Origin of the sequence: Pseudomonas sp. ERMR1:02, from assembly GCF_002277815.1 — a bacterium.
GTDB lineage: Bacteria > Pseudomonadota > Gammaproteobacteria > Pseudomonadales > Pseudomonadaceae > Aquipseudomonas.
Genome location: NZ_NKJI01000008.1, coordinates 1 through 14,798, shown reverse-complemented (window position 1 = coordinate 14,798; position 14,798 = coordinate 1). Strand labels below are relative to the sequence as shown.

The 14,798-nt window shown below is 56.4% G+C and carries 12 protein-coding genes and 1 pseudogene; 1 reads left to right on the top strand and 12 read right to left on the bottom strand.

Translation table 11 applies throughout. The annotated features are described in order from the left end of the window. Positions 1-29: 29 nt before the first annotated feature. The 3 genes from CES87_RS16020 to CES87_RS16010 all read right to left on the bottom strand — a co-directional run bounded on the left by CES87_RS16020 (position 30) and on the right by CES87_RS16010 (position 4,780). Positions 30-839, bottom strand: coding sequence for a putative RNA methyltransferase (locus CES87_RS16020; protein ID WP_128606887.1), 810 nt, complete (start codon positions 837-839; stop codon positions 30-32). After that, positions 839-1,990 (bottom strand): succinyl-diaminopimelate desuccinylase, encoded by a 1,152-nt coding sequence (gene dapE / locus CES87_RS16015; RefSeq protein WP_128606886.1) that lies wholly within the window; start codon positions 1,988-1,990, stop codon positions 839-841. Before dapE ends, CES87_RS16020 begins: the two co-directional genes overlap by 1 nt. Before the next feature lie 198 nt (positions 1,991-2,188). Further along, complete coding sequence (locus CES87_RS16010) at positions 2,189-4,780, bottom strand: glycosyltransferase (RefSeq protein ID WP_128606885.1); 2,592 nt, start codon at positions 4,778-4,780, stop codon at positions 2,189-2,191. A gap of 228 nt (positions 4,781-5,008) precedes the next feature. On the opposite strand from CES87_RS16010, the gene tcdA reads away from it, so the two are divergent. Further along, positions 5,009-5,818 (top strand): tRNA cyclic N6-threonylcarbamoyladenosine(37) synthase TcdA, encoded by an 810-nt coding sequence (tcdA, locus tag CES87_RS16005; RefSeq protein ID WP_371858216.1) that lies wholly within the window; start codon positions 5,009-5,011, stop codon positions 5,816-5,818. Between the two features lie 100 nt (positions 5,819-5,918). Here the strand turns inward: tcdA and CES87_RS16000 are convergent. The 9 genes and pseudogenes from CES87_RS16000 to CES87_RS15960 all read right to left on the bottom strand — a co-directional run. After that, positions 5,919-6,215, bottom strand: a pseudogene (locus tag CES87_RS16000) (SufE family protein); the annotation flags it as partial. Positions 6,216-6,346: 131 nt separating this feature from the next. After that, entirely contained in the window at positions 6,347-7,450 is a 1,104-nt protein-coding gene (locus tag CES87_RS15995) for a DegT/DnrJ/EryC1/StrS aminotransferase family protein (RefSeq protein WP_128606884.1), read from the bottom strand. Further along, positions 7,437-8,675, bottom strand: a complete 1,239-nt coding sequence (locus CES87_RS15990; RefSeq protein WP_128606883.1) for an MFS transporter — start codon at positions 8,673-8,675, stop codon at positions 7,437-7,439. Before CES87_RS15990 ends, CES87_RS15995 begins: the two co-directional genes overlap by 14 nt. A gap of 55 nt (positions 8,676-8,730) precedes the next feature. Next, on the bottom strand, positions 8,731-10,908 hold the full coding sequence (locus CES87_RS32605; RefSeq protein ID WP_218196299.1) for a glycosyl hydrolase family 65 protein: 2,178 nt from the start codon (positions 10,906-10,908) through the stop codon (positions 8,731-8,733). A 20-nt stretch (positions 10,909-10,928) separates the two neighbouring features. Continuing rightward, a complete protein-coding gene (locus CES87_RS15980; protein WP_128606882.1) occupies positions 10,929-11,978 on the bottom strand; it encodes an NAD(P)-dependent oxidoreductase in 1,050 nt (349 codons plus the stop codon). Positions 11,979-11,999: 21 nt separating this feature from the next. After that, entirely contained in the window at positions 12,000-12,650 is a 651-nt protein-coding gene (locus CES87_RS15975; RefSeq protein WP_128606881.1) for a hypothetical protein, read from the bottom strand. 229 nt (positions 12,651-12,879) lie between these two features. Then, complete coding sequence (locus tag CES87_RS15970; protein WP_128606880.1) at positions 12,880-13,146, bottom strand: adenylyltransferase/cytidyltransferase family protein; 267 nt, start codon at positions 13,144-13,146, stop codon at positions 12,880-12,882. Positions 13,147-13,153: 7 nt separating this feature from the next. After that, positions 13,154-13,657, bottom strand: coding sequence for a GNAT family N-acetyltransferase (locus tag CES87_RS15965; RefSeq protein WP_128606879.1), 504 nt, complete (start codon positions 13,655-13,657; stop codon positions 13,154-13,156). Continuing rightward, the gene (locus CES87_RS15960; RefSeq protein ID WP_128606878.1) at positions 13,647-14,663 is read right to left on the bottom strand and encodes an aspartate aminotransferase family protein; all 1,017 of its coding nucleotides are present in this window, start codon (positions 14,661-14,663) and stop codon (positions 13,647-13,649) included. The genes CES87_RS15965 and CES87_RS15960 overlap by 11 nt, the downstream gene beginning before the upstream one ends. Positions 14,664-14,798: the final 135 nt, after the last annotated feature.

Sequence of the window (14,798 nt, the reverse complement as noted above, 5' to 3'; positions counted from 1 at the left end):
GCCGCTGCTCAAGACCAAAATTATTTGGATTACTGAAGTACGAAATAATCGTAGCGCATCGAGACGGTGACCTCGAACGGCTCTGCCTGCTCGATGACCGCTGCCCGGCGCTCGGCACTGGCGCGCCAACCGTGTGGCGTCATGGCCAGCAGGTTCGCCCGGTCCTGACCACTGGCAAGCGTCAGTTTGAATTCGAGGGTTTCGCTGTGTTGCAGCGCCATGCCTTCGGGCACCAGGGCCAGATGCTTGTCGTCGGTGTATTCACGAACTTCATCGTACAGGCGCTCGCGCAATTCCATCAGGTGGCCGCTGGTCGGTCCGACTTTCATCAAGCCGCCGCCGGGGCTGAGCAGGCGTTTGGCCTCCTGCCAGTCAAGCGGGCTGAAGACGCTGGCCAGGAACTGGCAACTGCCGGACGCCAGCGGCACGCGGGCCATGCTGGCGATCAACCAGGTCAATTGCGGATTGCGTTTGCAGGCGCGTTTGACCGCTTCCCGGGAAATGTCCAGGGCATAGCCGTCGGCGTCCGGCAAGGCATCGGCGATTTGCGCGGTGTAATAACCCTCGCCACAACCAATGTCGACCCAACGCTGCGGCGCTACACCTGCCGCCAGTTCCGCCAGACGCCTGGCCACCGGCGCATAGTGCCCGGCGTTCAGGAAGTCCCGACGGGCTTCAACCATCGCCTGGTTATCCCCAGGGTCACGGCTGTTCTTGTGCTGCACCGGCAGCAGATTCAGGTAACCCTGGCGCGCACGGTCGAAACGGTGCCCGGCGGGGCAGACCACGCCGTTCTCCACCGCGTTGAGCGGTTCGCTGCAAATCGGGCAAGCCAGCATCAGGCGAGCAACTTGATCAGGGTCTGGTAGTAGATTTCGGTCAGCACATCGAGATCGGCCGCCAGTACACGCTCGTTGACCTGATGAATGGTCGCGTTGACCGGCCCCAGCTCGACCACTTGCGTGCCCATGGTCGCAATGAAGCGCCCGTCGGACGTGCCGCCACTGGTGGACGCCTTGGTTTCACGACCGGTGATGTCCTTGATGCTCGACGACACCGCGTCCAGCAACGCACCCGGTTCGGTGAGGAACGGCAGGCCGGACAAGGCCCAGTCGATGTGCCAGTCCAGGCCATGCTTGTCGAGGATGTCGGCAACGCGCTTTTGCAGGCCTTCGACGGTGGATTCGGTGGAGAAACGGAAGTTGAACACCGCCACCAGATCACCAGGAATCACGTTAGTCGCGCCGGTGCCGGAGTTGACGTTGGAGATCTGGAAACTGGTCGGCGGGAAGAAATCATTGCCGTGGTCCCAATGCTCTGCGGCGAGTTCAGCCAAAGCAGGGGCGGCGAGGTGGATCGGGTTCTTTGCCAGGTGTGGATAAGCCACGTGACCTTGTACGCCGCGCACGGTCAGCTTGGCGCCGAGGGAACCGCGACGACCGTTCTTGACCACGTCACCGACGAGGGTGGTGCTCGACGGTTCGCCGACGATGCACCAGTCCAGACGCTCCTTGCGCGCGACCAGGCGTTCAATTACAGCCTTGGTGCCGTGGTGGGCGGGGCCTTCTTCGTCGCTGGTGATCAGGAAAGCGACCTTGCCCTTGTGATCCGGGTAGTCGGCGACAAAACGCTCGGCCGCCACTGTCATGGATGCGAGGCTGCCTTTCATGTCCGCAGCGCCACGGCCGCAGAGCATGCCGTGTTCATCGATCACCGCGTTGAACGGGTCGATCTGCCAGGCCGTTACCGGGCCGGTTGGAACCACGTCGGTGTGACCGGCGAAGCACAGCACCGGGCCGTCGTGTTTGCCGTGGGTGGCCCAGAAGTTATCCACATCTTCGATGCGCATCGGTTCCAGCATGAAACCGGCATCGCCCAGGCGCTGCATCATCTGCTTCTGGCAATCGGCGTCGACCGGCGTCACGGACGGACGGCGGATCAGATCGATGGCGAGTTGGAGGGTCGGCGAAAGGTCGGCGTGGGCCGTCATGTAAGACTCCGGATTTTACTTGTAGGAGCGAGGCTTGCCCGCGAAGAACGATAATGGGGTGTATCTGTTACACCGCGTCGCATCATTCGCGGGCAAGCCTCGCTCCTACAGGAAATATGGGGGTTTGGCGTGGAAAATGGCGGTTATCTTAAAGCAAAACGGCGACCATTGGCCGCCGTTTAGTGCATCGGTGAAGATTTAGACCGCTGGCGCCGTTTCGGTCTCGGCTGCAGGTTTGGGCAGCGAAGACAGGAACGCCATGATCAGTGCCGCCAGGTACGGCAGCGACTGCACCAGCAACATGGTCACCCAGAAGCGCATGTCGTTGCTCGGCATGCCATTGACCAGGAAGATCCCCAGCGCCGCGCCCCACAACAACAGCATGATGAACATCTCTTCTCGTGCCTCCGAAATCGCTACCCAGAAGCCATGGTTATCGGCGTTCTTTGGTGTGCGGAAAAACGGAATGCTGCTGGTGAAGAAACCGTACAGCACCGCTTTGGCGATGGTGTGCGACAACGCCAGCCCGGCCAGCGCCGCGCAGAACGCGTCTTTCAGGTTCACGCCCACCGCACGACGGTAGAGGAAGATGATCTTGCCGACCTTGAACACGAACAGCGCCAATGGCGGGATCGCGAAAATCAGCAGCGGCGGATCGACCCGTTGCGGCACGATAATCATCGCCGCCGACCACAACAGCGCGCCGACGGTGAAGAAGATGTTCATGCCGTCCGCCACCCACGGCAACCAGCCCGCGAGGAAGTGGTAGCGCTGGCCGCGGGTCAGCTCGGTGTCCTTGCCACGCAGCAGGCTGCGGGTGTGACGCTTGATGATCTGAATCGCGCCATAGGCCCAGCGGAACCGCTGTTTCTTGAAGTCGATAAAGGTATCGGGCATCAGGCCCTTGCCGTAGCTGTCGTGGTAATAAGCAGCCGACAGACCTTTTTCGAATACCCGCAGGCCCAGTTCGGCGTCTTCACAGATGCACCAGTCGGCCCAGCCCAGTTCTTCGAGTACCGAACGACGGGTCATGGTCATGGTGCCGTGCTGGATGATCGCGTCACGGTCGTTACGGGTGACCATGCCGATGTGGAAGAAACCTTTGTATTCCGCGTAGCAGAGCTTCTTGAAGGTGCTTTCGTTCTGGTCGCGGTAGTCCTGCGGCGACTGCACCACGGCGATCTTCGGATCGGCGAAATGCGGCACCATGTGCTTGAGCCAGTTGGGGTGAACGCAGTAATCGGAGTCGATCACCGCGATCACTTCGGCATCCTTGGCGGTGTGCGGAATCAGGTAGTTCAGTGCACCACCCTTGAAGCCGGCCAACGGCGCGACGTGGAAGAACTTGAAGCGCGGACCGAGGGTTTCGCAATAATCGCGCACCGGTTCCCAGACCGCCGGGTCCTTGGTGTTGTTGTCGATGATCAGGACTTCGAAGTCCGGATAGTCGAGGTTGGCCAGGGCGTTGAGGGTCTGTTTGACCATCTCCGGCGGCTCGTTGTAGCACGGCACATGGATCGAGACTTTCGGTCGATAGTTCGAATCCCCGACCACCGGCAAAAATTCCCGGCGCCGCTTGTGAGTCCACACCGCTTCGGCCAGTTCGTGGGCTTCGGCGAGCAACACGATAAACACCCCGAGCGCGCCGAGGGCGAGCAGGATGCCCACCGTCAGGCTGAACCAGGTGCTGTATTGCAGGCTGTAGTCATAGCCAATCCACACCAGCACCGATCCGCAGAGGAACGCGATAAAGGTCAGGAAGGTGCGGCCACGCTGGCGCAGGGCCGAGCCGTCGATCATCAGCAGGGTCAGCGACAACAGCGCAAGCACCACCGAGCCGACCGCCAGCACGCGCCATTGCGGGATCGCGACCACCGGGCCTTCGAAGTTGAATTTCTGCTGGCGCGCGGCGTTGAACACGCCCCAGTACGCGCCCACCGAACCTTCGTCACTGGCCTTCCACGGCTGGTCGAAGGCTTCGATCACGAAGTAGTTGAAGCCTTGGCGGTTGAGCTTGTTGACCAACGTGCGCAAGTAAATTGCCTGATCCGCCGGCGTCGCATCGGCGCCACCGCGCATACGACCGTTGCTCGGCCAGCCGACTTCGGAAAGCAGCAATGGTTTTTTCGGGAACATCTTTTTCAGGTCGCGGGCGCGGTCGAGGACGAACTGCTGGGCCTTGTCCACCGGGATGAACTCCCAGTAAGGCAGGATGTGCGCGGCGATCAGGTCGACGTGCTTGGCCAGCTCCGGGTGTTCTTCCCAGACGTGCCACTGTTCGGACGTCGTCACTGGCACTTTCACGGCGGCGCGGACACGATCAAGCAGTACGCTGAGTTCCTGGGCGGTGATTTCCTCACGGAACAGCGCTTCGTTACCGACCACCACGCGAACCACGCTGCGCGAGGAGTTGGCGATTTCGATGGCGCGCTTGATCTCCCGTTCGTTGCGTTCCTGATCCGGGCTGATCCAGATCCCCAGCGTCACCCGCAGGCCGAACTCTTCCGCCAGTTTGGGGATGTTCTCCAGCGTGCCATCAACCGAGTAGATACGGATGTTGTCCGTCAGCTTGCTCATGATCTCGAGGTCGCGACGCATCTCATCGTCGGTCGGGTACTGATCTTTCTGTGGGAATTGGCCCTGCTGGAACGGCGAATAGGAGAAGCCAGAGATCTGTTCAGGCCAGTTGGGGGCGGTGACCGGGCGATTGATCAGCGCCCAGAAGCCGGTAAACAAGGCAGCGATGGCAAGCACCACTACCAGGTTGAGTCCAAATTTACGCGATGACATAGCTATTTCGGGTTCCAAAGGCTGTGGAACGAAGGAACGGTCGGCGGCCGGCTGCTCAAGGGCGAGGGCGCGCATCCTACACTGGGCCTTCCCTGACCGTACAGCAGACAGGGAAATGCCTGACTTTGGGCAATTGGCTTTCACATAAGTTCTTACACTTGTAGCTTGAAACTTAAAATTTCGTACTACGAAGCCCTATACTGCGCGCCGGTTTTTGAGGTGTTGGTCATGAGTACAGAAGATCCGCGGTTTGCTGGCATCGCCCGTTTGTATGGCATCGAAGGGCTAGAGCGCCTGCGCGCGGCCCATGTGGCGATCGTCGGCGTGGGTGGTGTCGGTTCGTGGGCGGCGGAAGCCATGGCCCGTTGCGGTGTGGGCGAGATTTCGCTGTTCGACCTCGACGACGTCTGCGTCAGCAACGCCAACCGTCAGCTGCACGCGCTGGACAGCACCGTCGGCAAACCCAAGGTCGAGGTGATGGCTGAGCGCCTGCGCGGGATCAACCCCGACTGCACGGTGCACGCTGTGCCGGATTTCGTCACCCGCGAGACCATGGCCGAGTACATCACGCCGAACATCGATTGCGTGATTGACTGTATCGACAGCGTCAACGCGAAAGCGGCGCTGATCGCCTGGTGCAAACGGCGCAAGATCCAGATCATCACCACCGGCGGCGCGGGCGGGCAGATCGACCCGACGCTGATCCAGGTCTGCGACCTGAACCGTACCTTCAATGATCCGTTGGCCTCAAAAGTGCGCTCCACCTTGCGCCGCGACTACGGCTTCTCGCGCACCGTGACCCGCCATTACAGCGTGCCATGCGTGTTTTCCACCGAACAACTGCGCTACCCGAAACCGGACGGCAGCATTTGCCTGCAAAAGAGTTTCGTCGGGGATGGTGTGAAGCTGGACTGTGCTGGCGGCTTTGGCGCGGTGATGATGGTGACGGCGACGTTCGGCATGGTCGCGGCGACCAAGGCTGTGGACAAGATTGTGGCGGGGGTGAGGCGGCCGGCAGAACGGGTCAAACCCGCCTGACCCGATGGATGAAAAACCTGTAGGAGCGAGGCTTGCCCGCGAAGGCGTCCTGCCTGATACACCGCTTTCGCGGGCAAGCCTCGCTCCTACAGGTGCAGAGTTAACCAGCCAACTCATTCATTCGCTGAAGCACCGCATTCAGACCATTGCTACGCGACTGGGACAACTGGCGACCGAGCCCCAGTTGATTAAACCAGTCCGGCAAATCCACCTGCTTCAAGTCAGCCGCGGACAATCCGTTGACCCGCGCAAGCAGCAGCGCCACCAGTCCGCGTATTAGCCGGGCATCGCTGTTGGCATGGAACTGCCAATAACCGTCGTGCAATTGGCCCACCAGCCACACCTGGCTTTCACAGCCGTGCACGCGGTTGGTGTCGAACCTATCACCATCGCCCAAGTGCGACTGATCAATCAGGAGTCGCCGAGTACCGATATTCGCTCGTCCCAACAAGGGGACCTGCCCCCGTGAACACTGTCCTTTCCTGCTGCGTACCTGCCGTTGAACATGTGTTTGCGCCGCGGCATAGGTCATTGACTTTCCATAACCTCAAAACGCTTTATCGCGCCTACGACCTGTTCGACATCACGGTCTGTCAGATGATGGTGACAAGGGAGAGTGAGCATTTCCCGGGACAGGCGCTCGGTATTGGGCAAAACAACCCGAGGTTGGCTCTTCAACCAAGCTTCTTGCCAATGAATAGGCGTTGGATAGTGAATATCTGCTTGGATACCATTCTCGGCCAGGTAGCTCTGTAACCTGTCTCGGTGCTTCGACTGCACCACGTAGTGGTAGTAGGACCCTCCGGGTTTACCACCGCCAAGGTCTAGGGCCGTCGCCGTCCCACTCAGGGCCTGATCATAAAGAGCAGCGATTTCCAGTCTCCGCTTTAACCATTGGTCCAGATACTGGACCTTGATGTTGAGGGCTGACGCCTGCAGCGAATCGAGGCGCGAATTGATTCCGAACAATACGGATTCATTGCGTGTTTCCAACCCGTGATTACGAGCCCTCCTGGCGTACTCGGCAATCTTCGTATTGGTCGTCACCAGTATTCCACCATCTCCCACGCCACCAAGTGTCTTCAGTGGGTGCATGGAGAAGGCTGATGCATCGCCCCGAGTGCCCACTTGATGCCCGTCTAGGGTAGTGCCGATAGCCTGGGCGCAGTCTTCGATTACAGCCACACCGCGAGAACGACACAAGTCGATTATTGAGTCAATGTTCAATGGACGGCCGCGCAGGTAAACCGGTATGACTGCTTTTGTCCGGGCATTCATTAGAGGCTCGATGGTATCGACGTTGATGAGTTCATCATCGCCCACATCTGCCAGTACGGGTTTCGCGCCGGTGGCAATAATTGCCCCCACTGTCGCAACAAAGGTATTTGCGCAGGTGATGACTTCAGCGCCAGGCCCTATTCCAAGAGCTCGCAGCGCCAGTAGTAAAGCGTCGGTGCCTGAGTTGAGGGAAATGGCATGGGCCCCGTTGCATCGTTCGGACATCCATCTTTCGAACTTCACGACTTCCTCGCCAAGCACAAAGTCTCCCGTCGCCAAAAGCTCCTGCCAACGTTGGAGAATCAGGGCTGAAAGATCTTGGGCCTGTTCTTTCACATTATTACACTTGATCATTTTGAGCACTCCTTGGTAAGAACGTAAGGGACGCCAGAACAATTAACAGTGTGCCTGCGGCACTGAGGATTGCCGTGAGGGAAAGGGTCTGGGAATAACCGATCATCCCGCCGACGATTCCGCTACCGAGATAAATGAAGGGGTGCACGCCACTGGTAAAGAACGTATCGACTGCCACCACTTTGCCAAGATCCTTCTCGGGAGACAGTGTCTGCATCGCCGTGGCCCATCCAGTCAACCAGGACGCTTCGACGATGCCCACGAAGGTTGCCCCCAGAATTGCCATCCAGGCCGAGGTGCCCAAGCCGAGAAGGGCCATCGCGCCAGCCAGGAACAAGCCACAGGTCACGGCGAGACCGATCAGGCGTTTATGTCCCGAAGCGATCACCGTGACGATAGACCCGATGCACGCACCAAATCCCGATGCGGCCAGACATAAACCCCACATTTCTTCGCTGAAGCGATCGCTGATGGCATAGGGCGCGACGACCAGAAAAATCGGGAAGCACAGTACATTCAACACGAGTGTGGCTGCGAAACCCAGCAAAAGCGTGGAGTTGCCAGCAACGACGGTAATACCGTTGACCGCTTCTCGGAGCGAGAACTCCTCCTCGAACTCGTGGGGCTCCACATTGGGCAACATCGCCGTATAAATGGCGGCGCAGAAGAATGTCAGACCATCGATCAAGATGCCCCAGACCGGGTCCCAGAAAATGATGAATACTCCCAGCGTCGCGGGAAACAGCACAGCGACCAGATTATCGACAAAGTTCATCGCACCATTGCCCGCCACCAGTGCTTGCCTGGGTAGCAAATTGACGAGCAGTACCTGAGCGCACGGACGGGAAACCCCGATGCCGATGCCAAATATCAGATAGGCAAAGACCAGCCACCACCAGGGCGCACCGGAGACGATTAGCGCCACCGCAGCCATTTGCGCAAAACCACGCGCCGTATCGGTGTAAATCAGAACCTGCTTCGGAGACTTTCGATCCGCAAGCAAACCTCCAGCCAGGGCTCCGATCACGGTCCCGACCCCGACTGCCGCCATGACAAAACCGAAAACTTCTGCTGCGAAGCCGGTCCGGATAAGCGCTATCGGCAGCGCGGCCAGACAAATAGCGTCGCCGGCCATCGATAGGCTCTGCCCGATGAGTAGCTTGCGAAAAGACGGGACGCTTAACGCATCGGTATAAGGAGAAAAGTGATCGGCAATAGAAATCATAAGTACTCCTCCTTGAGTCCTATGCTCGCGTCCTGGTTAAAGTGCGTAGCGAGCTTCAGCCCCCCCGCCTTACCACCAGTTCTCCTTGACCGAGGATCGAGACCTTGAGCCGCTGCCCACGAAAGTAAAGGGTGAAATGGCAAGAGTCCCAATGGGAAGGTAGCTGCGGCCGGAAGGACAATTGCCCCTCTTTGACATTAAGGCCGGCCAATCCCTCGACAAGTCCCTGCCAGGCGCCGGCATAGGCGGAAAGATGCAATCCGTTGCTGTAGTCGGCCACGGGGGTGAAGTCCAAGTTGTAGCGACTCGCCCGTAGTATGAAGTCGGCACAAGTTACCGTCTCGCCCAAATGCGCCGCCACCACGGCATGGGGGCCATAGCTCAGTGAAGACTCATGCACCGTACGCGGTTCATAATAGTGAAATGCAGTGCGTTTAACGATATCTGAAAAGTGCTCAGGAAATAGTGACATGAGCAAGATGATGTCCGCTTGCTTTACCAATCGTGAATCGAAGTTTTGCAACTTCTCGGCCGTTTCCCGTTCAGCGTCATCGACAAACTGAGGACCACGTTTCTTATCCATTCTGAGTCGGGTGTCCGGCAGGGAAGCATAACCCTCGAACTCCTCAGGGATCGAAACACCATCCACCATCATCCAGGGCAGGTAAACGTTATCCGCCAAGGTGTACCAACACTCGATTTCCGTCGCCGGCACCGGCGGGAAACCACAACGCGCCACCAACGACAGTGCAAGCTTGATGCACCACCTGAGCATATAGTTGGTAAAGAAACTGTTATCCACATGGTAATGGTATTCATCCGGCCCCATCACCGACTTCAGGACATAGGCTTGCTTGTGCTCTGACCAGATGAAAGCTGACGCCGCGAACCTGGCGCTTTCAACAATAATTTGGTATCCCCGCGACTCCATGTACGTATCGTCACCGGTGGCTGCCCAATATTTATTCAGCGCATAGCAAACATCCGCCGATACATGCAGGACCTCCTTGACACTCCATTCTCGTCTTATTTCCGGATCGGGGTATGACAGCACGTAATGGGGCCCGTTCTCGGTGCCCATATCGTTGGATGCTTCAGGATAACGAGCCCCGGCGAAACCGTTGGCCTGGGCGAACAACCGCGCCTCCTCTATGAAATCGTAGCGATAGTCGATCAAGGCTTTTGCCAGGTCGGGGTCGTTCCAGATCCAGAAAATACATTTATGCAGTTCAGTATCGAAGAACGTGGCGCCAGAATGATAGGTGCTGGTTAGTCCTCGTGCCGGTGAAATCACACCTCGGCCATTGATCGTAGAGCCGACACCATGTTGCAAGAGTTGGAAAACGGCGTATTTCATACCGAGTTCCGCATGACTGCCTCTTGATTTGATGATGACTTCATGGTCCTTCCAAAGCGTATCCCACTTTTCCTGGTGTACGTTTTCGATGCCAGCCGGGTCGGTTGCAGATGAAGAATACGTAGAAATTGGATTAGGCGAATCTCGTGCTAATTGCCAGTGGGCGGATAGCTGCTGATGCCTGGTTGTCGAAAAATCAAAAGTTATCGAGACAACGCAGCCATTCTCCTTTTCATCCCAGTAAACAGCAGTGCTGGCGGCCGGATGGGATCTTTCGAAACGAAGGTTATAGTCCAGTCGCTGTTCTTGCGTCTCCACTATTACACTCAAGTCCCCGCCGTCACAGAGACTCTGTTTGATGCGGTAGTGACGAGCAGTCAACCAATCGCAGGCACCCAGGTATTCATTCAGTGCCGAGTCGTCCATGCCAAAGTCCAAGCGTACCCGATGCGGTTTTTCCCAGCCGCTTACACGGCACAACCCTATGTACGTCGAGGCGGCGGCGACATCGGGCGCGTCGATCAATTGCCTTACCGTCAACTCGTATACGAAGTCCCCGACCTGCACCCGCTCCGTACTGGTGACGGTCGCCTTGTCGAGCGACAAAACAACAGTCGGAGCGTCCTGTATGTGGCGGGCGCGCTCGCCGGTATCGACGTCATAGATTCGGATAATCCTCGGCGCCGGCAGTGAAACTATCTCCCTTGACACCCCGAGCCCAGCAGCATAGACACCTCCTACCAACAACTGTGTGCGTTTCGTTCGCGCCGATGACTCGGGTACGTAGGGACGCACCCCTATGTGAGCATTGGCGAGGGTCGCCACGCAGGCTACAAAGGAGGAAGATCTCGAGCTGACCTCGACGATATCCTCCACCTGTTTTCCATAAGAAATGCTTAGCACGACGAGGTTTCTCCGCAAGGCTCGAAGGACCAATCGTTGTGCTGCATATTTCGTACGTTGTGGTAGCGGGTGTCCGAGAGTACATCATCGCTGTCTGTGAATTTCCCCGACTGCCATTGCTCGCATAACTCCAGGACGGCATCCCTGATCGAATAGATGAACTCGAACCCGAGTTGCTGCTGGACTCGACTCGAATCCAGGCGATATGAGCGGACATCATCACTGGCGGTGGTGGTGATCGGTACGTTGGTCGAGAAGTACTTGTCGACGATATCTTTTACCTGATTTGCGATATCCGTGACCGTATGATTTTCATAACCGACGTTGATGGCCGTTCCACAGATCGTACTCAGAGACTCTCGCTGGACGAGCATCGTATAGAGTCGGGTGAGATCGCCGATATGGACATTTGGTCGGTACTGGGTGCCTCCAAACACGTTAATTTCACCCCGCGCAAGCGCGCTGACAGTCAGGATATTTACCGTAAGGTCAAGACGTTGCCGAGGCGACCAACCGCAGACCGTAGCTGCTCTAACGGCCACGGTCCGAAAAGCTGAATCGGTCAAGTCGAAGAGTATCTTCTCCCCTTGCGCCTTGAATCGATTGTAGTCAGTGATCGGAACACAGGCTTGGTTCTCATCGACGAGGGGTTCTGTATTGATCCCGTACACGCTCGCCGACGAGGCGAAAATGAAACGCTGGCAACCCAGACGCTTTGCGCTGCCCATTAAATGGGGCAGGCAATCGATATTGATTGACTGGCCCAGTTCAGGGGCCGAATTGAAACTAGGGTCATTGGCTACTGCAGCGAGATGAATAACGGTACTGGCGCCCTGCAACATCTTCTCCACGACGGGTTTGTCACGTATATCACCCTTGATAAATTCGAGGCGAGGGTGGTTCATGAGCAGCTCAAGACCATTGGAGAAGAACAGCGCGTCCAAGACCTTCACTCGATAACCTGCGGCCAGCAGTTTGGGAACCAAGCGGGATCCGATGTAGCCCGCCCCGCCTGTTACAAGAACAACCGATACATTACTCATATCTTTTCCTTCCCTTGGTTATTATTTCGGCAACATAAATTCATCGAGTGATGTAAGTATCGAGACACGTGGGTCGCATGCTTTGGATTCACGATGGTTACGGCGAATCTGCCAGGCATTGATTCCAAGGCCGCAGGCGAGATCAGCAGCGTATGGGCTGTCGTCGATAAGATGGATATCCTTAGTAGCCCGCGTACCGATCAACTGCTGAAACAGCTCGCCTCGTGTCTGATTGACTGATTGCTGAAAAACTGTCCTGGGTTGTGTGAACGACAACACCGACTGGCGCAATGTGATATCGAACAAATCGCGGGCGTTCTGCGAAGCCGTATAGAAGATGACCGTCTGCCGGGCATCGTCAATGCGCTGAAGCAGGCGTAGCGCATCGCTGAAAAGTTCGGTGCCGGCGCACAGGCGCTGAAATTCGACCTGCTTGTAGTCGGCAAGCTCACGGGTATTCAATACGTGGAGCGCGCCCTGGCCTTTAGCGCATCTTTTCAGCTCTAAAAGACGTGAAGCCCCTTCCATGCGGGGACGCCCAGCAATGTGATCGATGTACTCCTCATGAGTCAGTTCTGAGCCTCCCATTTCGAAAGCTGTTCTGCGCCAAGCCTCGAAATGCGGCGTATCGATCAGTGTCCCGTCAAGATCTATCAATAGGAGAGTCGCCATGTTCAATCATCCTGTTACATATTTTTGGACATGACTAATCGCGCAATCCGCGAGGTCGAGTCGAATATCGTGTCGTCGGTCAGAACCATACGTCCGCCCGCACTTTCAACCAGGGCTAGTTCCGCTTGTAGTCTGACGTCTGAACCGTCGCTATAGTCCGCACCCTTGAAGTACACATCAGGTCGCAAGGACTTGATCATGTACTCGGCCGTTGGCGTGTTGTTGACAATCACATGATCGCAATAGCGGATTGCGGCAATAAACTCGGCCCGCTTGCAGTCAGGAAAAACCGGCCGATCAGGTCCTTATTGACAAAGTTGTCAGCTGTAATTGAAACAAACAAGCGGTCGACCATAGTGCGGGCCCGCTTGAGGTGATAGATATGTCCAGGGTGGACTATGTCAAAACAGCCGTGGCAAAGCCCAACGATGAGATTGTTGGTTCGGCAATACTTGGCGGCATTGTGCAATTCTGCGATGTTATTCAATACGCCCATGATAGTATCATTTCCTTGAAGTCAGATATTTCGCCATTATGTTTAAGTGTTCGTGGTCGCCCCAATAGTCGGGTAGTTGCCCGACAATCTGAAAGCCATTACGCAGATGAAACAGATAGGCTGCCCGTTCCTGATCTATATTTCCAATGTCTAGGCATAAATAGCGCTTGCCTCGCTCTAAGGCATATTTTTCGATTAGCGAATACAGCAGCGTGGCAATTCCATAACGTCGATAGTCTCTGTCAACGATCAACCAGTCGGCCCAAAGTGCCTGCGTGGATGGAATCGGGCCAGGCGCACAGCCCAAGGTCCCGACAATAATCCCATCCACAGTCGCGACAAAACGACTTCCTTCATGATCATGATTCGCGAGTTCGTTGGAAAACTGGATGTGTGCAGATTCCGTCAGATCCTCTGAAGATGCAATTTGAGCAACCAAATCCAATAGCGCTGGTATATCGGACTCATTGAAATGGCGGATGTAAATATCCTTGTTGTATTCACTTCGCATGAAACTTTAACCTCTTCAGTGCCGAGTCCAGTCGCTCACAAGCATCGTCGATCATCTTATGAGTATGGGCGGCCGATAAAGTAACGGGTTCAGGACAGTAACTAAGAGGCATCAGAAAGCCGTACAGGCCATATTCCATGGATAGTATGTAAAACAATTTCTGAGCGAACTCTACAGGGTAGGAGTCTTCTATTTCCCTCATTGTCCGAGGGCGCTCGCATGCGCCAATATGAACGCCGATCCGTCCGCCATAGCTGTCTAGGTAGCAGGGTATTCCGTGCTTGTCGAAAACATCCCTCAGGCCCTTCTTCAACTGGTACTCCAACGCCTCAACATGTCGAAACACAGCGCCGTCCGCTAGATGCTCGATAACAGCAAGAGCAGCGGACACTGAGAGATAGCGGCCTGTATTCGTGCCGCTGATCTGTAAAGGTCCCCGAGGCGCTATGATGTCCATGTACTCGGCTTTACCGGCGATTCCGGCAATCGGCATGCCGCATCCGAAAGCTTTACCGTAGGCCGCGATGTCCGGGACTACACCGTAGTCTTCCTGAGCCCCGCCGAGGCTGCCACGAAATCCAGTCAATACTTCATCAAAGATAAGTAGAGCGCCATGTTGACTCGTAAGTGCGCGTAGCTCCTGCAAGAATCCTTCGTCCGGTCTTATGCAGCCGATATTCAAGGCCACGGGTTCGAGAATGATGCAGGCTACATCCTCCTTGTATCGTTCAAATGCCATCTGTACGGCTTGTAAGTCGTTCCATGGTATCGGGACAGTCAGCATGCCGTATTCATCAGGAATGCCAACGGTTCCTGACAACCGCTCCAACTCGCCACAGGCCAGTACTTGACCCGAGCGCGGAGATGAATCGACATTCCAAGTCAGAGAATCATTGAGTCCATGGAAATGTCCCTCGAACTTAAGGATGATTCGTTTGCCGGTCACGGCACGGGCTATGCGAGTGGCATACATGGTGGCTTCAAGACCGGAGTTGACTAGGCGCAACTTTCAGCACACGGCACCACAGCGCAAAATTTTTCACTTAATAGTCTATGTTTGTCTGTTTCGTATTGTTGAAGAAAGCCTTGCGACAAAGAGCGGGTTATAGAGTTTTTATGATCGCGCTATCGTGCCCCAAAA

What these genes read in the sequence shown, in the direction of transcription:
- CES87_RS15975 (WP_128606881.1), bottom strand. Translation starts at nt 12,650, where the DNA reads ATGGCGACTCTCCTATTGATAGATCTTGACGGGACACTGATCGATACG.
- CES87_RS16010 (WP_128606885.1), bottom strand. Translation starts at nt 4,780, where the DNA reads ATGTCATCGCGTAAATTTGGACTCAACCTGGTAGTGGTGCTTGCCATC.
- CES87_RS16020 (WP_128606887.1), bottom strand. Translation starts at nt 839, where the DNA reads ATGCTGGCTTGCCCGATTTGCAGCGAACCGCTCAACGCGGTGGAGAAC.
- CES87_RS15965 (WP_128606879.1), bottom strand. Translation starts at nt 13,657, where the DNA reads ATGCGAAGTGAATACAACAAGGATATTTACATCCGCCATTTCAATGAG.
- CES87_RS15980 (WP_128606882.1), bottom strand. Translation starts at nt 11,978, where the DNA reads ATGAGTAATGTATCGGTTGTTCTTGTAACAGGCGGGGCGGGCTACATC.
- CES87_RS15970 (WP_128606880.1), bottom strand. Translation starts at nt 13,146, where the DNA reads ATGGGCGTATTGAATAACATCGCAGAATTGCACAATGCCGCCAAGTAT.
- dapE (WP_128606886.1), bottom strand. Translation starts at nt 1,990, where the DNA reads ATGACGGCCCACGCCGACCTTTCGCCGACCCTCCAACTCGCCATCGAT.
- CES87_RS15995 (WP_128606884.1), bottom strand. Translation starts at nt 7,450, where the DNA reads ATGATCAAGTGTAATAATGTGAAAGAACAGGCCCAAGATCTTTCAGCC.
- CES87_RS15990 (WP_128606883.1), bottom strand. Translation starts at nt 8,675, where the DNA reads ATGATTTCTATTGCCGATCACTTTTCTCCTTATACCGATGCGTTAAGC.
- tcdA (WP_371858216.1), top strand. Translation starts at nt 5,009, where the DNA reads ATGAGTACAGAAGATCCGCGGTTTGCTGGCATCGCCCGTTTGTATGGC.